At 34.9% G+C, this 22,861-nt stretch carries 20 protein-coding genes; all 20 read right to left on the bottom strand.

Annotated features, from left to right (window positions below; all coding sequences use genetic code 11):
* Nucleotides 1-41: 41 nt before the first annotated feature.
* Nucleotides 42-1,091 carry a dTDP-glucose 4,6-dehydratase gene (gene rfbB / locus ACLNCW_RS03735; protein WP_033685497.1) on the bottom strand — a complete coding sequence of 350 codons (1,050 nt, stop codon included), beginning with the start codon at nt 1,089-1,091 and terminating at the stop codon, nt 42-44.
* Between the two features lie 13 nt (nt 1,092-1,104).
* On the bottom strand, nt 1,105-1,698 hold the full coding sequence (locus tag ACLNCW_RS03730; protein ID WP_033685499.1) for a dTDP-4-dehydrorhamnose 3,5-epimerase family protein: 594 nt from the start codon (nt 1,696-1,698) through the stop codon (nt 1,105-1,107).
* Nucleotides 1,699-2,568 (bottom strand): glucose-1-phosphate thymidylyltransferase RfbA, encoded by an 870-nt coding sequence (rfbA, locus tag ACLNCW_RS03725; protein ID WP_033685501.1) that lies wholly within the window; start codon nt 2,566-2,568, stop codon nt 1,699-1,701.
* Between the two features lie 78 nt (nt 2,569-2,646).
* On the bottom strand, nt 2,647-3,711 hold the full coding sequence (locus ACLNCW_RS03720) for a sugar transferase (RefSeq protein ID WP_024056727.1): 1,065 nt from the start codon (nt 3,709-3,711) through the stop codon (nt 2,647-2,649).
* A 10-nt stretch (nt 3,712-3,721) separates the two neighbouring features.
* Nucleotides 3,722-4,714 carry a stealth family protein gene (locus ACLNCW_RS03715; RefSeq protein WP_025169761.1) on the bottom strand — a complete coding sequence of 331 codons (993 nt, stop codon included), beginning with the start codon at nt 4,712-4,714 and terminating at the stop codon, nt 3,722-3,724.
* Nucleotides 4,701-5,813, bottom strand: coding sequence for a UDP-galactopyranose mutase (glf, locus tag ACLNCW_RS03710; protein ID WP_049546749.1), 1,113 nt, complete (start codon nt 5,811-5,813; stop codon nt 4,701-4,703). The genes ACLNCW_RS03715 and glf overlap by 14 nt, the downstream gene beginning before the upstream one ends.
* Before the next feature lies 1 nt (nt 5,814).
* Nucleotides 5,815-7,239, bottom strand: coding sequence for a flippase (locus ACLNCW_RS03705; protein WP_024056597.1), 1,425 nt, complete (start codon nt 7,237-7,239; stop codon nt 5,815-5,817).
* Complete coding sequence (locus ACLNCW_RS03700) at nt 7,236-8,387, bottom strand: O-antigen ligase family protein (RefSeq protein ID WP_023946619.1); 1,152 nt, start codon at nt 8,385-8,387, stop codon at nt 7,236-7,238. Before ACLNCW_RS03700 ends, ACLNCW_RS03705 begins: the two co-directional genes overlap by 4 nt.
* Nucleotides 8,388-8,418: 31 nt before the next feature.
* Nucleotides 8,419-9,489 (bottom strand): glycosyltransferase, encoded by a 1,071-nt coding sequence (locus tag ACLNCW_RS03695; RefSeq protein WP_004258286.1) that lies wholly within the window; start codon nt 9,487-9,489, stop codon nt 8,419-8,421.
* Nucleotides 9,486-10,454 (bottom strand): DUF6625 family protein, encoded by a 969-nt coding sequence (locus ACLNCW_RS03690; protein WP_004258283.1) that lies wholly within the window; start codon nt 10,452-10,454, stop codon nt 9,486-9,488. The genes ACLNCW_RS03695 and ACLNCW_RS03690 overlap by 4 nt, the downstream gene beginning before the upstream one ends.
* A 219-nt stretch (nt 10,455-10,673) precedes the next feature.
* Nucleotides 10,674-11,363, bottom strand: a complete 690-nt coding sequence (locus ACLNCW_RS03685) for an acyltransferase (RefSeq protein WP_004258279.1) — start codon at nt 11,361-11,363, stop codon at nt 10,674-10,676.
* A complete protein-coding gene (locus ACLNCW_RS03680; RefSeq protein WP_078237913.1) occupies nt 11,341-12,624 on the bottom strand; it encodes a glycosyltransferase in 1,284 nt (427 codons plus the stop codon). Before ACLNCW_RS03680 ends, ACLNCW_RS03685 begins: the two co-directional genes overlap by 23 nt.
* Complete coding sequence (gene cps2T, locus ACLNCW_RS03675) at nt 12,621-13,793, bottom strand: beta 1-4 rhamnosyltransferase Cps2T (protein ID WP_078237914.1); 1,173 nt, start codon at nt 13,791-13,793, stop codon at nt 12,621-12,623. Before cps2T ends, ACLNCW_RS03680 begins: the two co-directional genes overlap by 4 nt.
* Nucleotides 13,794-13,827: 34 nt before the next feature.
* Nucleotides 13,828-15,177, bottom strand: a complete 1,350-nt coding sequence (locus tag ACLNCW_RS03670) for a sugar transferase (RefSeq protein ID WP_049546747.1) — start codon at nt 15,175-15,177, stop codon at nt 13,828-13,830.
* Nucleotides 15,178-15,200: 23 nt separating this feature from the next.
* Entirely contained in the window at nt 15,201-15,905 is a 705-nt protein-coding gene (locus tag ACLNCW_RS03665; protein WP_023946628.1) for a tyrosine-protein kinase, read from the bottom strand.
* 10 nt (nt 15,906-15,915) lie between these two features.
* Nucleotides 15,916-16,608, bottom strand: a complete 693-nt coding sequence (locus ACLNCW_RS03660; RefSeq protein WP_000662188.1) for a CspC family polysaccharide chain length determinant protein — start codon at nt 16,606-16,608, stop codon at nt 15,916-15,918.
* An 8-nt stretch (nt 16,609-16,616) separates the two neighbouring features.
* Nucleotides 16,617-17,348 (bottom strand): capsular polysaccharide biosynthesis protein Cps4B, encoded by a 732-nt coding sequence (gene cps4B, locus ACLNCW_RS03655; protein ID WP_000565389.1) that lies wholly within the window; start codon nt 17,346-17,348, stop codon nt 16,617-16,619.
* Nucleotides 17,349-17,354: 6 nt separating this feature from the next.
* Complete coding sequence (cpsA, locus tag ACLNCW_RS03650) at nt 17,355-18,800, bottom strand: LCP family glycopolymer transferase CpsA (protein ID WP_004258254.1); 1,446 nt, start codon at nt 18,798-18,800, stop codon at nt 17,355-17,357.
* A gap of 191 nt (nt 18,801-18,991) precedes the next feature.
* On the bottom strand, nt 18,992-20,950 hold the full coding sequence (locus ACLNCW_RS03645) for a peptide ABC transporter substrate-binding protein (RefSeq protein WP_424845381.1): 1,959 nt from the start codon (nt 20,948-20,950) through the stop codon (nt 18,992-18,994).
* A 196-nt stretch (nt 20,951-21,146) separates the two neighbouring features.
* On the bottom strand, nt 21,147-22,754 hold the full coding sequence (locus tag ACLNCW_RS03640) for a glycoside hydrolase family 13 protein (RefSeq protein WP_424845380.1): 1,608 nt from the start codon (nt 22,752-22,754) through the stop codon (nt 21,147-21,149).
* Nucleotides 22,755-22,861 lie beyond the last annotated feature (107 nt).

Raw genomic sequence — 22,861 nt, 5'->3', positions numbered from 1 at the left:
TCTTCCCAATATAGCAATAAAAAGCAGCGATTTCCTGCTTTTTATAATTTAATAATCTCCTGAGTCTTAGCATAATTAGCTTCAACAGCTTCTTTCTCTGCTTTCCACCAGTCTTGGTTGTCTGTGTACCACTTGATGGTCTCTTTGAGACCTGCTTCAAAATTAGTAAATTCTGGTTTCCAACCTAACTCATCACGGAGCTTACTAGCGTCAATCGCATAGCGGAGGTCATGTCCTACACGGTCAGTTACATGATCATAGGCATCTGCAGCTTGGCCCATTTCCTTAAGGATAAGTTCCAAAACTTCCTTATTGTTCTTCTCCCCATCAGCTCCAATCAAGTAGGTTTCACCGATTTGACCTTTTGTCAAGATTGTCCAAACTCCTGAAGAATGATCATTGGTATGAATCCAGTCACGAACATTCTTACCTTCACCATAAAGTTTTGGCTTAATTCCACTTAGGATGTTGGTGATCTGACGTGGGATGAATTTTTCAATGTGTTGATAAGGACCGTAGTTATTTGAACAGTTGGAAATCGTTGCCTTGACACCAAATGATCGTACCCAGGCTTTTACAATCAAGTCTGAAGCGGCCTTGGTTGATGAGTATGGAGAGCTAGGATTGTATTTGGTATCAGCAGTAAATTTCTCACCTGGACCTTCACCATATCCTGGCAAATCCTCACGGAGAGGGAGATCCCCATAAACTTCATCTGTAGACACATGGTGGAAGCGAATATTATATTTGCGAGCTGCTTCCAAAAGAGTATAGGTTCCGATGAAGTTAGTATGTATAAACGGTGATGGATCATTCAGTGAATTGTCATTGTGACTTTCCGCTGCATAATGAACGATAGCATCTGCTTGAACAGCCAACTTGTCTACCAACTCCGCATCAGCAATATCTCCAACAACCAACTCAACACGATCACCTAAAATTTTTTCAATATTAGCGCGATTTCCAGCATAAGTCAACTTGTCTAATACTGTCACGTGAACATCTGGAAAGTTCTTGTAAACATAATGAACAAAGTTAGAACCGATAAAACCTGCTCCACCTGTCACGATAATTTTTTTGTATTCAGTCATAGTCTTTCCTTTTTTACAAATCTTCTTTTTTCAAAGGTTTTACATCCTTAAGTAGTGGATGATTTTTATCTGCTTCTGAAACCTCTGCTTCAGCAAGATTGGCCCACTCAATTCCTAATTCTGGATCTGCATAATTGACAAAGGCATATTTAGGTTTCAAATCTAATGCCCAATAATCGTTGACCAGATAGCTATAAGAGACTGTATCTGATAGAACCTGAAATCCATTAGCCACACCACGGGGAACAAAGATACCCTTACTTGCATCAATTACTGTTTGATAGGTATTTCCGAAAGTTTCGCCCTCGCGTAGATCAACCCAAGAACCCAGAACCTTCCCACCATCTGCTACAGAAATGTACTTATCCCAAGGTTCTGCGTGTAGACCACGGAGAACATTTTTACGTGAGAAGGATACATTATTTTGTAATTTTCCTTCTGTAAAGAAATACTCTGGGAAACCAAGAGGGAGCATTTTTTCCTTTTGGAAATTTTCTTTGAACCAGCCACGATTATCACCATGAACAGGGATATCAAATTCTAACATACCTGGAATAGCTTCGACATTGCGAACCGCAAGCGTCTTACCGAAAAAATTATCTGTCATCTATTCTTCTCCAATCAAACGGAGCAAATATTGTCCGTATTCATTTTTCTTAAGAGGTTGTGCTAACTTTAATACATCCTCACGGCTGATATAACCCATACGATAAGCAATCTCTTCTAAGTTTGCCACTTGAACATTTTGCATCCGTTGCACTGTCTCAATGTACTGTGACGCCTCTAATAAACTTTCATGAGTTCCAGTATCTAACCAAGCAAAACCACGCCCCATTAGCTCAACTGATAAGTCTCCACGTTCTAGATATGCTTTGTTTACGTCTGTAATTTCCAATTCACCACGAGGGCTTGGTTTAATATTTTTTGAAATTTCTACAACATCATTATCATAGAAATAAAGGCCGGTCACTGCATAATTGGAACGAGGATGTTCTGGTTTTTCCTCAATAGAAATAGCATTCATCTCCTCATCAAATTCCACAACACCAAATCTTTCAGGATCCTTAACTTGATATCCAAAAACAGTTGCACCTTTCTCCTTATTAGCAGCCTTCTGAAGCATTTTAGATAGACCAGGACCATAGTAAATATTATCTCCTAAAATTAGGGCGACACTGTCATTTCCAATAAATTTTTCACCGATAATGAAGGCCTGAGCCAATCCATCTGGACTAGGTTGTTCCGCATAAGAAAGATTAATTCCCAACTCCGAACCATCTTGAAGCAGCTCTTTAAAACGAGGTAAATCATGAGGAGTAGAGATAATTAAAATATCTTTGATACCAGCTAACATGAGTGTCGATAGAGGATAATAAATCATGGGTTTATCATAAACCGGCATCAGTTGTTTGGATATAGCACGAGTCAAAGGATACAAGCGAGTTCCTGAACCTCCTGCAAGGATAATACCTTTCATAATCGAACTACCTTTCTATATTAAATTAGAATTTTTCTAATTAGTAATCAGAGACAAATGATACATTACTTAGTGAATTTAAACTAAGTATTTAGTTAGTTTCTCTAAAGCTATTTTCAAATAATATCCTGATCTTATATTATTCCCTACCTTTTGTGCATTTTCTACTAACTCTTGATATTCTTCTTCCGAAATATTATTGATTGTTTCTTGTATGTCAAACAAAGAATCAACTGTGATACCACAATTATTCTTTAAGACAAAATGAGACAAAGCAGATTCCTTCCAAACAATGATAGGGAAACCAGAAGCCAAATAAAGTGACGCTTTATGAGAATTGTTATAGCGTAGATACTCTCCAAAAAATCCACTACAAGTCTCAGAACTGTCACCATCCCAAACTAAACCAAAACTTCCTTCCAATACTGATGGAAGTTCATCTGGAAGAAATGAACCAAAGTAGGTTTCATTAGATAACTTCCTAGACTCATCAAATCCAACACCATATAAATTAAATTGTGGTTCTATAGGTAATGAGTATAGATATGCTGCTTTATCTTGTGATAAATTTCCTGCAACAATTATTGGTTGTTCTTTTCTTAAACTAGTTTTTTCTATAAAATCTGGAATTAAATAATCAAAGATTTCTAAATTAGTAATTTTTTCTCCAAGAACTCCTTTATTGACTAATACTCCTTTCATTACTTTATTATGAGCAATAATACCATTTACATAATGTAAAGAAGATCCCTCCGTAATTTTCATACGTAATTTCATTCTAAAAGGTAATGTTTCATCATTTACAAAACGTAAAGTTTCTAAATCATGAATCAGAAAATAGGTTTTAACTCCTTTTTTTCTAAGGGATTTTAGTAAATTACTAAATAGTAAGGAATGGTGTAATAATGGAAATTGGATAACAATCTCATCGCCTCTTTTTAAAAGTTTGAATGCTTTTGATAGTGCTTGATATTTATGTATCTGTGCCTTGAGTACATTCATTTTATACCAATCATCAACCAATACTCTTAAAGGGATATATCCCAACTCATTTAACACAGTTTCAACATCATTACGTGCCTTATTGCCAGCATTTTTTTGGTTAACATCATTTAAAAATTCTTCTTTTAAGTAGTATTTCATATTTTACCTTTCATTTTTCAAAAGATGACTTTTCTGGATAGCGTTCTTCTAATAATTTTTTGAAAAGTATAATATTTCTTTCATCAATATTAATACTATCATTCACACATAGTAGTTTTCGCTTCTTATTTCCAAAAATTTTCTTCAGCTTATCAATTTGATTTAGCTCAATTGATTCACCCATATTTTTTGAAATTGGATAAAACTCATTACTTTCAATTTGCCAGTGCTGACAAATATACTGATTCACATCCACCCCATAATTTCTGAATTGATTCCGTGACGTTCTATCCAATACCTCCGACTCGATTTTCCAAAGATGAGCTAAAGTACTCTTTTTCATTGGAACTGGAAGATGTTGATTTACATACCCCGTAGGGCCCCATGGAAGTAATAAGATATTCTTCAATATTAAAGCACCATATCTATAATTAAAAAATTTCCAAGGCGAAGACTTTAAGGCTTGCTTTTTGGGGAAATGACGATAAATCAATTCAACGTTATTATGATAAGTGTTTGTATACGAGGACCATGGAACTAAAGCATCGTAAACTGCTAAAAGCCTCGGTTTATTATTTTTGAAGAAATCTGAAGGCTTTACATCTTTTATCAAATACATGTCATCGTTAAAATAAATAAAATTTTCAGACAAGCCTTCAATTCTATGAAGATTTAACTCAATAGTCGCAGAATTAAAAGTTGGAAGATAGGATTCTGGAATAAATTCCTTATGTGATATAAATCTCAACTTTGGATGACTAAGGTTCAGCCAGCTCGGCTTTTGACCATTCGTAATTAAATAAATATTATTGACCCACGGTGCATGTCTCTCAATCATACGAAACCAATACTGAAAAATTCCATATTCTCGATAACGCTGTTCACCATCAGCGTCTGCATTTAACGATTCCTTTTGACTAGTTACTCTTTGTTTTTCCTTAATAAAGTTAGGATCATTCCCATCTACCCATAAAACAACAATATCAATTTTATCCTTCATTATCTTTGTTAAACTCTTCCTCTACAACATGTAGGGCACGTTCAATGACCACATGCATGTCGTAGTATTTGTAGTCTGCTAAACGTCCGCAGAAAATCACCTTATCATTCTGTGCTGCTTCTTCTTGATACTTAGCAAACATAGCATTGTTTCTCTCATCATTGATTGGATAATAAGGTTCATCTCCTCGTTTCCAATCTGCTGGGTACTCACGAGTAATGACCGTTTTATCTTGTGTGCCGTACTCAAAATGTTTATGCTCAATAATACGAGTATAAGGAATTTCTCGTTCTGTATAGTTTACAACTGCGTTTCCTTGATAGTTTTCTTCATCTAGAACTTCATGCTCAAAACGAAGACTACGGTATTCTAACTCACCATGTTTATAATCAAAGTATTGGTCAATCATCCCTGTAAAGACAACTTTTTCAGCAGAAGCTTCTAATTCTTGACGATTGGCAAAAAAGTCAACTCCAAGTTCTACTTCCACATCCTTCAGCATATTTTCGATAATAACGTTGTACCCTCCAATTGGAATCCCTTGATAACGGTCGTTAAAATAATTATTATCAAAGGTTAAACGAACTGGTAAACGTTTAATGATAAACGGTGGAAGGTCAGTCGCAGAACGTCCCCATTGCTTTTCAGTATATCCTTTAATCAATTTTTCATAAATATCTAGACCGATCAACTTAATAGCTTGCTCTTCCAAGTTTTTAGGTTCAACGTCCTTCATATGAGCCGTTTGCTCAGCAATCTTATTTTTCACTTCTTGAGGAGTTTTTGTCCCCCACATAGCATAGAAAGTATTCATATTGAAAGGTAGATTATAAAGGCTACCCTTATAATTAGCTACAGGCGAGTTGATATAGTTGTTAAATTCAGCAAATTGATTAACATAATCCCAGACTTTCTTATTAGAAGTATGGAAGATATGTGCACCATATTTATGAACATTAACCCCTTCTACATTCTCACAGTAGATATTCCCACCAATGTGGTCACGTTTATCAATAACTTTTACTTTTTTTCCACGCTTGGTTGCTTCATAAGCAAAAATTGCTCCAGACAAACCAGCACCAACGATTAGATAATCGTACATATTACACTCCTTTATTTTTTAATAATTGTTGTTTTAACTTACTTAAATCGATTACTTTAAAAATCAAAATCAAACTAACATAAATTATTGCTCCCAGAACAGCATATAGTCCCACATTAATCATCGCTGATACATTTAGGAATTGTTTTATAAATAGTAGGATACCATACATAACTCCAGATGAGATTATAATTTTGATTAATGAACCTATAATGGGCACCTCTCTCAAATAAGAACGAGTATAGAATAACTGTATCAACCATACTAGTACCTCTGTTAAAACAGATACAATTGACGCACCTATATAGCCCAGCTTTGGAAGCAAGAGAAGATTTAAGCCCACACTAACAATAGCAGGAATTGTTGTTGACAGCATAAATTCTTTATTTTTATTATGAGGTATCAAAATTTGAATCCCCATAATATTGGTCCAACCAATAAAGAACATTCTAAAAATCATAATTGCTATCGCATAACGTGCCTCTTGAAAATCTTGCCCGAGGAAAAAGGTAACAAAATCATCATTTACAATTAACATTCCTGCCATAATGGGGAAAATTACCAAATTATAAATTAGAAATGACATCTCATGCATTTTGTTAACGGCTTTATGATCCCCTGATGATAAAAGATTTGAAACTCGTGGCAACATGACACTACCTAACGAAGTCACTAGTGTTAATAAAATATTAACAAGTCTCCAAGCTTGGTCATAAATACCTACATCTCTTGCTGAAGCAAGAACCCCAAGCATAGTGCTATCTAATGTCACATAAAGCGATATAGCAATCTGAGGTAGGAATAATAAGATGACTGGCTTCAAATGCCGTTTAGCATACAGCAAATCGAAGTGTGGTTTCCCAATAAATTCTTTTGCTGGTAACCACATACTTAATTGTCCTAACAATTCAAAAGTGGTTAGTAAAAAAACATATAAATATAAATCATTTGATGATCTTATGAATAGAAAAATAGAAATAACACCAGCTAATTTCACCGTAATATTTCTTACTGTAATCTTTCGAAAATTCTCTAAACCTTGAAATAACCATGAAATATCTAAAGCTTTAGAAATCAAACTAAAACCTAAAATATAAGCCACAGGATTTTTCATAGTAGGTAAAATAAGACATAATACAACATACAGCACAAAAGAAAAAATAGCTGCCCCTAGCTGTAGAGTATAAATGCCCCAAAAATTCCTACAAATGTCTTTCTTATTACTTGAGATTTCCTTGGTAGCATAGTTAGCTACTCCTAAGCTAGCTAGCAAAAGAAAATAGGTAACAATAGAGCTGAAGAAGCTATAGGTTCCTAAAGCTTCTGATGAAAATACCCTCGTAACGTATGGAGTTGTGATGATAGGTAGTATTATGAGTAGTAACTGATAAGAAAGATTATAAGCATAATTTTTTATTATTTTCATAGTCTTACTTCTCTTTTTTCCTTATTTTGGATATCATACAAATTAGCAAAAATTGTAAACATAAAAATATTGTATCCTGGTCTTATCCAGAAAGCTTCAATCATACAGTTAATTGTAATAAGAGATAATAGGGCTAGAAATAAATATTTTTTTTGCTTATGAACTTTTTTTGAAGCAAACACATAAATCAATACTAGCAATACAACAGGAATTAATCCATAATAAAATAACATTTGGATATAAGATGAATCAACATAGTTATAACTGTGAACCGACTCGGTGGTCCCACCATAGCCAATAAACTTTACTCCAGCTTTACCAAATAAAGGTAAACCATATGTATCCAGTGCATTTTTACCTAAAAACAATCTCATACTAAACAGATTATTTAAATTCACATAGAACGAAGAAGACCATGTGAAAAAGTAGGAAACATAAAACATGAAAGTAGAAAAAATAAGAGCAAAATATGGCATTATACTGTATACTTTGAATTCTCTTTCTTTAGTATAATACATGATTATGAAAATCAAAGTTGCGGCAAGAACTGATAATGCATTTAGTCGTGCATCACAAAATTTTAGTATAAAGAATGCTAAAGATAGTCCTACAATCGTTCTGATAAATATATATTTTTCTCTAAGCAAATAACCCCAAGCAATAAATAGGTAAAAACAGTGAGAAGCAAAATCAGTTGGATAGATGAAACCAAATGAATTTCTAACTACTAAACTAGATGAGCGAATTTGAGCAAATTGTAAATTAGGTACTACTCCTAAAATTGAGAGTAGAAATATTAACAAAACAATTATACCTGATACACCCACATATGTTTTCAAAACTACATCAACATCTGCTTGATATAATAGTATAATCAACAATGAATACAGAAGAAAATTGGTACCACCTGTACGTAAAAATACTATAATACTTGTCAATATCAATAAAATACTCGATATAATATAAAATGCACTAAATTTTTTTATAAATAAAAATCTAAAAATCAATAATAAAACTACACATATTAATAAAATCACGGGAATATTAGGTAGTGTCCTATTTAACATTGTAGTCGTAATAGTATCATATCCCGTAACTATAGTTAATACAAAAATCACCAAAAGGTTCTCAAATTTAATTTTTAACATAATATCCTTTTTACTGTTAGTTTTTAAAAAATTATTTAAAAACAATCTTACGTAAGACTCGATTCATTTTTAATTTTTCAATAAACAATACTGTTCTGAATTTTTTTCTGGCAAGTAACTCTATTGTCAACCTCCTAAGCAATAAAGAAAAGTTCTTGTTCTTTATTAAAACACCATAAGAACCAATGATTTGATAAGTTTCTCCTGAAAAAATGTCATCAAATTGTTCATTTTCAATAATGCTTCTTAATAATCTTACCCTATTTTTTTTTGTATCTTCTAAATTAGCAATTTGAAAGGCAGAACTTACAATAATCTTCGTTTTTATCTCTTTCAACAAAGAATAATCTTCTATATGAAATTTTTTCAATAGTTGTTTCAACTCCGCAAGCTCATTTAGTTGAATTTCAATTCTAACTGGGTTAAATACTGTCAAAGCAGAACCACTTCTACCAGCTATATAATTGTATAGACAAGGTTCAATAAATCGGATAGTTTCTAAGTGCTTGTATACTTGAAAATTAAATAAAGTATCTTCCCCAATGGTTTTTTTTGGAAACTCAATACCGTGCTCTAAAATGAAATCTTTTTTATAAACTCTTGACCAAACATTGTACATCATATCTGTCCTAAAGAAATCTACAAAATTATTAATAAAATCTTCATGAGTTAATATTCCTATTTTACTATATCTATGTTCGCGACAAGATATTGCGACCATATTTTTTTCTTTTACTTCATTAAAACCAAAGCATAAAACATCCCAATTATCATTTATATATGGAGCAAGCTCTATAAAAAAAGACTCTGTCAAATAGTCATCTGGATCTACAAAATATAAAAATTTCCCATTTGATAGAGCTATACCAAGGTTCCTAGCTACTGCCACTCCACTATTTTTTATATGTTTCACCTGAATATTAGGGAAGTGAGATTTGAAGTCATCACATATTCTTCCACTTGTATCAGTCGATCCATCATTAACCAATATAATTTCATAGTCTATTAAAGTATTTTGTTTAAGTATAGAATTCAAACATCTTCTTAGGTAAGCTTCAACATTATAAACAGGTATTATGATACTTAACGTTACATTGTTCATCGATTTTTCATCCTTATCTTATGAAGTATGAATTCAAAAGTCCATTTTTCTTTCTTAAATTTTTTCTGAATAACCCTCTTTATATGTTCCCAGTAAATTTTGTTTTGAGTCGCACTTTTGATTTCTTCAACTGATAATTTATTACCATTAACTAAACGGTTCGGAACAACATAAAATTGTTTATTTTCTACAACTTCAGGACATTCAATATTTCTTTTTTGGAAATGAACATATAGAGGTTGAGTTGTCACTATATTTCCTTTTTTTAACTCTATCGATTCTAGACCTTTTAAGTCTGTCCAATAATAATATCTTTGTACTTTTTTCTCACCATTACATCTAAAAGAAAAACAAGAAATATCTAAATCATGAAAGCAAGTTACTTGTAATTGATTCATTCGAGAGAGTTCAAAAAGTTTCTGAACTCCCTCTTGCTCATCAAAAATAAAATTTTTACTACTGGTATAAACATTTTGGTAGTCCAATCGATAACTCATACCAACGCCCGTTTTAAAAATAGTGTTTACCTCTTTTATATTTTTGTATATCTGAAGGTGACCTAAAAGTCCATATCTATCATATTCTTTTGTGAAAAACTCATAATCTTCTAAAAATTGATAAATATCTCCTAATAAGATATCCGTATCACAAAAACCCCAATAATCATACCCAATTAGCTCATCTTCAAAAATCAATCCATAAGCTGGTTTATAATCACATAGCTTATAAGGATCATCTAGCGAAATTTCAAAGTTAAATTTTGATTGAATTTTCTTTTTTAAATCAGAAAAGGTCACTCTATTAAAATGTATATTTCTTGCATTTAATAAAGAGAACTGCTCAACTGGCTGATCCGTAAAGATTTCAAAATCAATATTCTTATTTCTTCTTGCTGTCATTAAAAAATAAGGGAAAAATTTTGGAAATTCTCCAAAGTACGGGATAATGATTTTTATTTTTTTCATTTATTTGAATCATCCTTATTTTAAATTTTTATATAATTATGAAAGATTTTTTTAAATATCATATTAACAAATTTCAGAGATTTATTTGAATAAATAAATTTGTTTTGTTATTTTCTAAAGAAATTTTTAACATTAAAATTTAGAGCTTAGCACTAGTTTTAGTAGTTCCTATATGTATATTGAAAATCTATAGTATAATTAATTTTTAAAGAGTTTCAACTAAGACCTTTTTTTTAAAATCTTAGCAGGTACACCACCAATAATAACATTGTCTGGGAAATGTTTCGTTACTACTGAGTTAGCAGCTACAATACAACCCGATCCTATACTAGAACCATCTAAGAATACTGCACCTGCCCCAATCCAGCAATTATTTCCAACAGAAATTCCTTTTCTATTGACACCTTGTTCTCTAATTAACTTATCAGCATCATCGTAATTATGATTTTCTGAGTGGAATCGTACATTTTGGCCCGCAATAACATCATTTCCAATAGTTATTCCTCCTGCTGCTCCAAATAAACAAAATTCTGAGAAAGAAGAATTTTTTCCAATTCTTAAACCTTTACCCATATTTTTTATTGAACCAGTTCCTATAATCTGGGAATAATCTCCTATTTTCACATTATTCGCAAGTTGAATACCATTTTCCGATAGCGCATCTATTACTACATAATTACCAATTCTTACATTGTTCTCAATATATATTTTATGTTTGGCAAAAATAGATACTCCCTTACCAATAAAGAAACGAACTCCTCTTTTACCAAGTCCGATACCACGAATGAAACCATTTATTAAACCTAAACTATAAATAATTCCTTTTTTCATGACGTAATTTATTGGGACATCTGGGTGAATATCAATATCTCTTCCAGTGATTATTTTAACTATTCTTTTTATGTTCATTTATTATTCTTTCATAAAATCTTTTTACTTCAATCATATGTTCTTCCATGGTATTTATAATTTGTTCTTCATATTCTGTACTTTGTATTTTGTATAACAAATCTTGTTTATCTCGAAATACATATGATTTTGAAAGCAAATCTTTAGATCCCACATTCTCACTAACAAACACCTTCACACCATAGGATAATGCTTCTATCGTAATCAGACCAAATGTTTCTTTCCATTTACTAGGTACGATAAGAATATCTATATCAGAGTAAATCGTATCAATATTTTTTTTTGTGAAATATCCATTTTGTTGAATATAGGTAGGACACTCTCTATTAGGTAAATGACCATAGGTTTTAACTTCATAATTTTCTTTATCAATATCATTTACAAAATCAATAAAATCAAAATAACCTTTATAATCTTCATCTGGACCAATATAAGCTATTACACTTTTATTGCGATTTTTTCTATGTACATTTCGTTTTCGAATATTACTATTAGAAATAGAAATGATTGCTTCTGTTTGAGGAAGCACCCCGTTTTTTATATAAACATCCCTTGCTACACTACTATTAAATAGATAAGCATCAATTAAATTAAAGATTTCATTATAATATGAACGGATATCTCTATAATTAATAATCTCTGTTTTCTCAGAAACTTCTATACTGCTCTTAGATTTTAGATTTTTTCTTAACACTTTCAATGCTCTCCTAATTGTCGGATAAAAGGGAACTTGAAAAAAACGAAGTTTCTTCACACTGAGAGCATTTGAAGACATTATATTCCAAGATGTATTAGTATTGTTTTTACTATAATCTACTCCGTTAAAGAAAAAATTTGGTACTGGTGCCAATCCATAATAGTCATGACTAGTAAAAAATATCTTTATACCTAATTCATGGGCAGATTCAAAAAATTCTTTATGTATTCCCATTAATGAGTGTACATGAATTATATCTGGATTAATTTTTTTTAGAAAATTATAATAGACCCTTTTATCACATTTCTTCATAAATTCATCCGGCTCAGTAAAACCTCCGAATAATGCTAATGGCAAACTATTTATTAACTCGTAGCACTCAAAACCTCTTGATTTTGCAGATTCTATAACTAAATCATATGAAAAAATTTTAATTCTACCTGGATACAGTGCTATTACTTCATACCCTGATTCAACCTGCTGATTCATCAAATCTTCTGCATATTTAACAAGTCCACCTGTACGTGATGGCTGAAAACCTAAAGTATAATGTAAAATTTTCATTTAATAAATACTTCCTCATAATTCGACACAATCTTTTCCCATGTGAAAGCTGAGAGGATTCTCTTGCTTGAGTTAAAATCCAAGTCAGCTATCGTTGCCTGATCAAATTCTTCTACTTCCTCAATGACGCTTGCCAACTCATCTTTTTTCCAATAAATAGCCCCGTCTTCACCAACCTCACGGTTAAAACCAACATCTAGCAACAAATTCAGTTTTGTTGATGCTAGAGCTTCTAGTAGAGAAGGGTTTGTCCCCCCAACCTCATGCCCATGGAAATAGGCAAAAGCATTTTCACGAATGTACTTGAGCAACTCTTGGTCATAGACTGTACCGACAAATTTGACCCTAGGATCTTTATCAAAACCAGTATCCTGTAACAACTGATCGTAAAATTTATTCTGCTCCACATTTGTGATGAGGACAAAGTCCTTCTTGGACTTGGACTTGATAAATTCACGAATCATGGTTTCGTAGTTGTTTTCAGGGACGAATCGTCCCACCACTAGATAATAACCATTTTCGTTAATTCCTTTTTCCTGATACCAGTTCCGAACCTTTGTGTCTTCTGCTTTCAGATTTGAAGGAGCAGTATCAGTACCATAGGCAATATAGGTGGTCTCTGGTTGATACTGTTTATAGTCCTCCTGAATATATTGTTCAATATTTTTGCTATCGCATACCAGTAAATCAGCATGCTTGACCATGAGTTTCTCTGAAAATTTCCAGTACTTACGAACTGGCATGCTCCACTTTGCTCGCAACCATTCATGTCCATCTGGATTCACAAGCAAGGTGCCCCCAATAGCTAGAATTTTTCTCTTAATTCTTGAAATAAAAGGACCAATACGACAAGCCAGAATGTAAAAAATGGGAGCTTCGTCCTTGTTTTCCTTAGCCAATTCAATAGCCTTGTTGACTGCTGCAATATCGTAAGCGATGGCGCGGGCTGGTCCGATATTGGGCACATCAACATTGAAACAAATGGCTCCATTATGCTCAAACCGGTCTTCCGTGATACCAGACTTGGCTGAATTTTCACGCATACAAGCAACATAATATTGTATGTTGCTGTCTTTTTGGTATTCGGTTAATTTTTCAACAAAGGTTTCAAACCCTCCATATTTGGCAGGAATCCCTTTTGAACCAATGATATAAACTGCTTTTCTCATATCACTCCTACTTTATTTTATAATAAAACAAAAATTATTTCGCTCCATCTTTCATTACTACAACTTTTATTGTCTTCAGTAAAATCTCAATATCTTTCCAAATTGTCCAGCCATCTAAATAAGTAACATCTAATTTTACTACATCATCGAAGTTTGTAATATTACTTCTACCACTAATCTGCCAAAGGCCTGTAATTCCAGGTTTAAAACTGAGACGACGTTTTTGTTCGGGTGTATACTTCATATACTCATCTAAGGTTGGTGGTCTAGTACCAACTAAACTCATATCGCCTTTTAGAACATTCCAAAATTGTGGCAATTCATCTAGACTCGTCTTTCTAATAAAGTACCCTATCTTTGTCACACGTGGATCATTTTCAATCTTAAACATCCCACCCTGCATCTGGTTCTGACTCATCAAATCCTTCTTGATTTCCTCTGCATCTACTCTCATAGAACGGAATTTATAAAATTTAAATATACGTCCATTTCTACCAACCCTATCCTGGGCAAAAATAGCAGGACCTCCATCTTTTTTTATCAAAGGAACAAGAAAAATAGACACTATACCACAAATCACTAGACCAAATAAGGATCCGATTATATCTATCATTCGTTTTAAAGCAACATCACTAGAACGATAAAAGGTTGTTGAAAAATTAACCACACTAGAATTCCCAAAACGTTGAATCGCTTTTTCACTATTGGTTACAAATTCTAAAGCCGCAATATTAACAGCTACTGGCAAGCCCATCATTTCAAATTGAGAAACAAAATCTGCAATTAAAAAATTTTCACTTGGAAGATTAATCACCACTTGATCTACTACTGATCTCGTAGCATAGGTTACTAAGTTATCCAACGTAACGATTGTCAAATTAGAAGACTCAAAATGCTCATCATCCACAATACAAACAGCTGAAACATAGCCATACTCATAAGTAGACAGTTGCTTTAGTACTCTCTCAACTCGTGCACGTGTGGTCACTAGCAAGATACGCTGAGTATATTTTTTTTGAAGTGATAGATATTTCCAAATCTTACGAATCCAAATATTGACAATCATTAGCATAATTGAATTTACAGTCACAATGCATAATAGATTAGCTAATGATAAATATGGTATATTTGGTTCTAAAATAGGAAAAACTATACAGGATAAGAAAATATAGACCAGTATATATTTTAACGTTTGTATACATTCCTCTGCAAGGGTCCGGTATTTGAAATTTTTACTATATGCACTAATGTAGTAAGAAATAGTGTGAACCACCATCAGAAATACCAGAAGTTCATGACTAGCTAATACAAACGATAACAGATAAATTGGAAACAGTTGTATTATGAGAATCTCTAGTTTTCGAATATTTGATACTTCTCTCAAAACTACCTCCTAGGTAACTCTACCTACTTCTTTTTCCCATAATTTCCATAGGAACCATAGGCTCCATAACCACCATAAGCTCCATATTTTTCAACTTCGGTGTTGAATTTATTTAGAACCACACCTAAAAAAGGAGTTCCTGTTTGTTCTAACTGTTCCTTGGCCTTTAAGATATCACGTCGTTTTGTCTCTCCAGCTGCCGTAACCAAGATAGAAGCGTCACATTTTTGTGTAATGATAGCGGCGTCAATAACCATCCCAATCGGTGCAGTATCCACAATGACATAGTCAAAATACTTACGCAAGGTATCAATCATGGTATGGAAATTTTCACTCTGCAGGAGGGCCGTTGGGTTAGGTGATATCGGTCCTGCCTGAATAACAAATAGGTTATCAATATTGGTATCACAGAGACCATTTGAAAGATCAGTAGTTCCAGCTAAGAAGTCAGTTAACCCAGTAATTTTTTCCCTTGACTTGAAGACACCAGACATGACTGAATTACGGATATCCGCATCAACTAGCAATGTTTTATAGCCTGCACGCGCGAAAGCCCAGGCGATATTAGTTGACGTTGTCGATTTTCCTTCACCAGGTTTGACAGATGAAATAGCAAGAACTTTCAAATTATCACCACTCAATTGAATATTGGTACGCAAAGCATTATAGTGTTCTTCAGCTTTTTTAGCAAAATCTAAACGCTTTTTTGAGATTTCTAATGTTGGCATGTTTTCTCCCTTACTTTAACTTATCCAAATCTGGAACAATTCCTAAAAGTGCAACCTGCATGACTTCTTCGACATCTTCTGGTCGTTTGACACGATCGTCCAATAATTCAAGCAATACGACTGCAACAACCATCACTGCTCCACCTACTAGGAAAGCAAGCGCAGTATTTCGACGAATATTAGGTGAGGATGGTGTTATTGCTGGTCTAGCTTCCTCTAATGTTGTTACATCAGATACACGAGTTACCTTAATGATTTTTTCAGCTGCCACTTCACGAAGAGCATTTGCGATACGACTTGCTTCTTCTGGTTGATCATCCTTAACAACGATCGATACGATACGAGTATCTACCGGTACTGTCACCTGAATTTTCTTAGTTAGTTCTTTAACTGTTTTCTCTAATTTAAGATTTGAAATGACTTTTTCCAGTACATCTTGCGAAAGGATAATTTCCTTATAGTCTTTTACAAGATAGGTACCTGCCTGCAAATCCTGATTCGTCAACCCTGTATTTTCAGATTGATTGCGACTAACAACATAGATTCGTGTTGTACTAGCATATTCCGGTTTCAACACAAAACTACTCAAGCCAAATGCAAGTAACGCTGTCACAACCGCAGTTAGTATGATAGCGAGTTTCTTCTTCCAAAGGATTTTAAATAATTGAACAACATCAATTCCGATTTCTTTATTTTCTTTCATGTCAACTCCTAAATAATTTGATCTGCCAAGATAAAGCGAGGATTTTCGATAAATAATTCTCTCGCCTTTCTTTCACCGTATTGTTTTGAGACGATCTCATAAGCTTCTTTCATGTAAGGCGGTCTTTGGTCTAAATTGTGCATATCGCTCGCCACAAAATGTACCAAATCACGCTCTAGGAAATAGCGAGCTCGTTTCTTCATAAATTTATATTTATCCCCAAATAACTTTGGTTTTAAAATACTTGAGCTATTGATTTGAGTGTAGCAGCCCATGTCAATCAACTCTTTTACCCGTTTTTCGTTATTTTCTAATTCATGGTAACGTTCAATGTGGGCAACTACAGGCGTTATCCCAAGCATGAGAACATTGCTCAAGGCAGTATGGATTTCCCTGTAAGGGGTAGCCATACTAAACTCAATGAGAGCATAGCGTGTCCCATTGAGACTTGGAATCACCTGTTTTTCTAACTTCTCAAGCACATCATGGGTATAATAAATTTCTGCTCCATAGAGAATGGTCAAATCTGGAGCCACTTCCTTGGCTAACTCCTTCACTTCTTGGAAGTTTGTCTCTATCGTCTCCTCAGGAGTTTCAAACATTCCTTTTCGTCTATGCGATGTCGATACAATAGTCCTTACACCTTGTCTATAGGCTTCTGTCAAAAGCGCCTTGCTTTCTTGCTTAGTTTTCGGACCATCATCCACACCAAATACGATATGCGAATGAATATCAATCATTTTGTCTTATTTCCCTTCCATCACATCATTGATTGCAGCCTTGACTGACTCTAAACTGCTGTCACTAATTTCCATCATGTAGAGGCTACTCTCAGGCATGGCATAGGATGGTAAATCCATCCGCCCTGTTCCTTTAAGATCTTGTGAATTGATCTTATACGTTCCACCACTCTCAAGTTGGGCATTAACCAGGTTCATCATGGTTTCAAGTGGCATATTGGTTTGAATCGAATCTTGCAGCCCTTTTATAATACTGTCATAATTTTTCAAAGCTTCCGTAGAGGTTAATTTTTGCAGAATTGCAACAATGACCTTTTGCTGGTTACGGCCACGATCCCGATCACCATCTGCCAAAGAATAGCGCTCACGCACAAAGCCAAGAGCTTGCTCCGAATCAAGATGAACATTCCCTACAGGAAAATGAAACTTACCATGCAATGATGTAAAATCCTGATCATTATGAACATCAACCCCACCAAGGAGATCTATCAACTTCAAGAAAGAAGTGAAATTCAAACGAGCATAATAGTTCAAGTCAATACCGTAGAGATTTTCCAGGGTATGAATTGAAGCATCTACCCCATAAATCCCCGCATGGGTCAACTTATCTTTTTGGTTGTTGCCACCATCTGCAATTGGAACATAGGAATCACGTGGTGTCGTTGTCAAGAGAATCTTTTTCGTTTCACGATTCACTGTCATAATGATATTGACATCCGAACGAGAAACTGAGCTAATTGGACCGTAAGTATCAATTCCGCTGATATAAACGTTGAAACTGTCACCTTTGACATCTTTTGGAGTTTCAACCGTCTTGGTTAATTCTTTGGTATAGATTTTCTTAATTTTCGAAGCATAGTCAGGATATTCCGATTCGATAATGTTTTCAAAGACACTGTTTAGAATGATTGCCTTTGTATCACCGGCTAGCAAGCTCTTATAGGCCGCAAGATAGGAGCTACTTTCTTCGACAGTCAATTCCTTATTTTGACTAGCCTTCAGATCATTCATCAACTGTTGGATATTATCCTTATCCGTCCCAGTAGGCCCCATTACACTGGTTACCTGACTGATATTATCAATTGGACTATCTGCTAACACCGCAACACTCATCGAATAATTCGAGTAATTCGATGTCGCATTCAGGCGACTGGTAAATCCAATGAACTGCCCTACAGCAAAGAGAGAAGTACCATTGATTAACACACCAAGTAGTAATAAAATCAACGTTAGATTTTGAACTTTCTTTGACCGAATTAAAAAGAAGCACAAGATAGCTAAGGCTACAATTAAGACAGTGACCACTATATTGAGATATCGGAAGGCTAGCATATTGTACTTGAAAATCAAAAACAACAAAAAGACTGCTAGTAATGCATAGATAGCTAGCAACCCCCAACTAATCAATATTTTTGTTTTACCCTGACGAGCTCGCTTCGAAGATCTACTCACGATATACCTCTATTATCAATTTTTATTTCATTTTATTATATCATAAAAAAATACACTTGTGAGATAAATCCGCTTAGGTAAGGCGTTTTCATCTTCTTTCCGAAACATTCTTTTTGATTTGCAAACAATTACATCAATAATTTTACTATATAGATGTTAAAACGAGGCCCCTTACGGAACCTCGCTCATCTTTATTTAACATGATTTTCTGCTTCTTTTTGGGCTTTTTCGATTGCTTTTTTGCTTTCTTGCTCCCATTTAGTCTTAGCTTCTTCAAACTGTTTGGTTGTCACAGTATCTTTTTGCAGTTTCATGTACTTGTAGTTATTACCGTCACCCTTGATGCCGACCAGTGAATATCCTCTTGTAAATGGCGTTACTTTGGTTACAGATGCTGTACCACCACTTGACATGGCTGACATAATCAGAGAATTGTCAATCATCCAAGCCTGTGCTTCAGCATATTTTTCATAGCGTTTGGCTACATCTTTATTTTCACTATCTGCATCTTTGAGCATCTTGGTGTAAGTATCAAGCCCCAAGCTAGCAATCTTAGCTTTATCTTCTTGAGCATCTAAACCAAAAATCTTGAGGTAGAACCCATCCTCAGCATTGAAAGGATTAAGATAAGTTGACGGATCTTGGTAGTCACCTACCCAACCATCAAAGTTCAAATCATAGTCACGATCAGCTGGTGTTGGCGCTAAAAAGGCTACATTATTAAAATCATCCGTTGAAAGTTGTTGAACATCAATGACAATGTTATCAGCACCTAAAACCGACTCAAGGGTTTGCTTAACTGAGTTCATGCCTGTCACAGCATTTTTACTAGTCTGATCAACTGCAACATCCAAGTGAATTGGGAAAGTCACACCTTGACTTGCCAATTCTTTTTTAGCTTCCGCAAATTTTGCTTGGGCTTTTTCTTTGTTGAAATAGGCATCCTGAGCATCTGCCAAGTTAATATCTGACCATTCTGTGCCATAGTTGACCAATTTAGAAGCAACTACTTCTCCAAAGGTCTTGTCTCCAACTTGGACAAATGTAGGAGGCACTAGGGTGTTACGAAGAGTCTTGCTAGCTGCTTCTTCCCCGTTTGACTGAGCAGAATAGGCTGTGCGGTCCAGGGCAAAGTTCACCGCTTGGCGGAAGTTTTTGTTCAAGACAGCTGTCTCAGTTGACTTCTTCTGCTCATCTGTCGTTTTAGACGTATGGTTGTAAGCCTTACGGTTGACGTTGAAATTGAAATACCAAGAAGTCTTGTCCTGCAAGCTATAGACGATATTATCCTTATATTTCTCCTTGGTCTTAGCAAAGTTAGAACTATTTGGATAAACCCCAGCGATAGAATAAGCTCCACTTTCAAAGTTACGGATGGTCAATTCTTGGTCTGAACCATCAAAGTAAGCCAATTTTACGTGTTCAATTGATACTTTGTCATGATCATAGTAATGTGGGTTCTTCACATACTCGATCGATGATTTTGATGTGAAATCTTTTAACAAATAAGGTCCGCTGTAGAGAATGCTATCTGGAGATAGGGTCCCAAAATCTTTCCCTTTTGAGTTTAGAAACTCTTCATTCACTGGGAAAAGAATACTATTGGTTGTTTTTGAATTCCAGTAAGGCTCTGGGCGTGCCAAAGTATACTCAACAGTATGGTCGTCAATGGCCTTCACTCCAACCTTAGAAAAGTCAGAATCCGCTCCTGTAATATAATCATTCAAGCCCTTGATCGAGTTTTGAATCAAGTCAATGGCCTGGGATTTATTATCCACTGCATACTTGATACCTGTCACAAAATCTTGTGCCTTGACTGGGGCGTACTCTTCACCGTCAGCCGTGAACCATTTGGCATCTTTTCTCAGTTTGTAGGTATAAGTCAGGCCATCGCTTGAAACAGACCAGTCTTCTGCCAAAGATGGAACTAGGTTTCCGTGGTTGTCATTTTCAAGCAAACCATCAACTAGGTTGGTAATGATGGCTGTATTATCAGCGTAGTAGTCTAACAAGTAGTTAAATGTAGTTGGATTTCCACTAAAGGTTGATGAGTAAGTTTTTGTATCTGAACCTGATTGTCCGCAAGCAGCTAAAAGCAAAGCAGCTGCAAAAGTCAGGCCTGCACTAAGGACACGCTTTTTTGTAGTCATCTTCTTTCTCCTTTATGTTAGTTTTTATAACATAAGTTTATTTTACCAAAATAGTGGGAATTTGTAAAGTTAATTGAATTTTGAGAATGAAAGTTTATAAACCTTGGTTATAAAAAAAACAAAGGATTTCTGCCTTTCATACAGTCCTCCCTTGTTTTTATACGATTTCAATTTTAGATTTTTCTGTAAAAAATGTTTATAGTAATTCCACACAGAAAGCATCCCATGGAGCCAAGATTTGTTTTTCAAAAACTTCTTGAGCCACGGTGTTTTCTATCAAGATCGATTTGACGTTTCCTTCTACGGTCAAGTCTTGTTCTTCATTGGACAAGTTAGCCACAACTAGGAAACGACGGTCCCCATCTTTACGGATATATGCAAAGACATTGTCAGTTGTTTCCAAGAGTTCAAAGTCAGCTCGAATCAGCCAGCTATTGTCCTTACGGATTTGAACCAGTTTCTGATAAGTATAGAAAATAGAATCTGGATTTGCCAGTGCTTCTTGAACGTTGATTGCTTGATAGTTTGGATTCACTGCCAACCAAGGTTGACCTGTTGAGAAACCAGCGTTTTTGCTTTCATCCCATTGCATAGGGGTACGGGCATTGTCACGTCCAATGACACGGATACTGTCCATGATTTCTTCCATCGGAACGCCTTTTTCAAGAGCCTCACGCGCATAATTGAGGGACTCAATATCTTCTACTTGATCCAGTGTTTCAAAGGGATAGTTGGTCATCCCAATCTCCTCACCTTGGTAGATATAAGGAGTCCCTCTCATGAGATGAAGCAAGATAGCAAAGGATTTGGCAGATTTTTCGCGGTATTCTTGGTCATTTCCCCAGATTGAGACGATACGAGGGAGATCATGATTGTTCCAGAAGAGCGAATTCCAACCGTCCTCAACTCCTAACTCTGTCTGCCATTTGTTGAAGATTTCTTTTAACTTAGGGATATTCAGCTCTTTTTGATAGTGCCATTTAGGTTGCCCTTCCTGATACTGAAGACCGATATGTTCAAACTGGAAGACCATAGACAATTCTTGCCCCTTTGGATCCGAGTAGAGCTTGGCAATCTCTGGCGTTGCTCCCCATGTTTCCCCTACTGTCAAGAGATCCTGATCTCCAAAGGTCGCCTGATTCATCTCCTTGAGATAAGGGTGGAGCATAGGACCATTATTGACTACTTTCTCATCAGGAATTTTCCCAATCATGTCGATAACATCCATACGGAAACCGCCAATGCCTTTATCAATCCAGAAGTTCATCATCTCATAAATTTTCTGGCGAAGTTTTTCATTTTCCCAGTTGAGATCAGGCTGTTTCTTACTGAAAAAGTGGAGATAGTATTGACCTGACTTTTCATCGTATTCCCAAGCAGAACCACTAAAGATAGAATCCAAATCATTGGGTTCATCCCGCCAAATATAGTAGTCACGTTCAGGGCTGTTAGGATTTTCACAGGCCTCGACAAACCAAGCATGTTCATCTGAGGTATGATTGACCACCAAGTCCATGATGATACGAATATCACGTTTCTTAGCTTCTGCGATTAGTTGGTTCATATCCTCCATGGTCCCGAAAATAGCCGCAATCGCTTGATAATCAGCAATATCATAGCCATTATCATCCATCGGACTGTCATAAACGGGAGAAAGCCAAATCGCTGTAATTCCTAACTTGGCTAGATAGTCTAACTTACTGGTAATTCCTGTCAAATCGCCAATTCCATCTCCGTTGCTATCCATAAAGCTCTTAGGATAAACTTGATAGACTACGGCATTGTGCCACCATTTTTCTTGCATCTTCTTACCTCATTATTTTAATAATCTGTAGTCTATGATAGCGCTTTTTAGAGTTTTGTGCAAGCGTTTGCCTAATCTTTTTAATTCCTTTTTTAACTCCATAGTTT

The organism is Streptococcus sp. CL6.22 (assembly GCF_049738055.1).
Lineage (GTDB): Bacteria > Bacillota > Bacilli > Lactobacillales > Streptococcaceae > Streptococcus > Streptococcus mitis_DJ.
The sequence above is the reverse complement of the archived record's forward strand: the minus strand, read 5'-3'. Positions and strand labels throughout refer to the sequence as shown.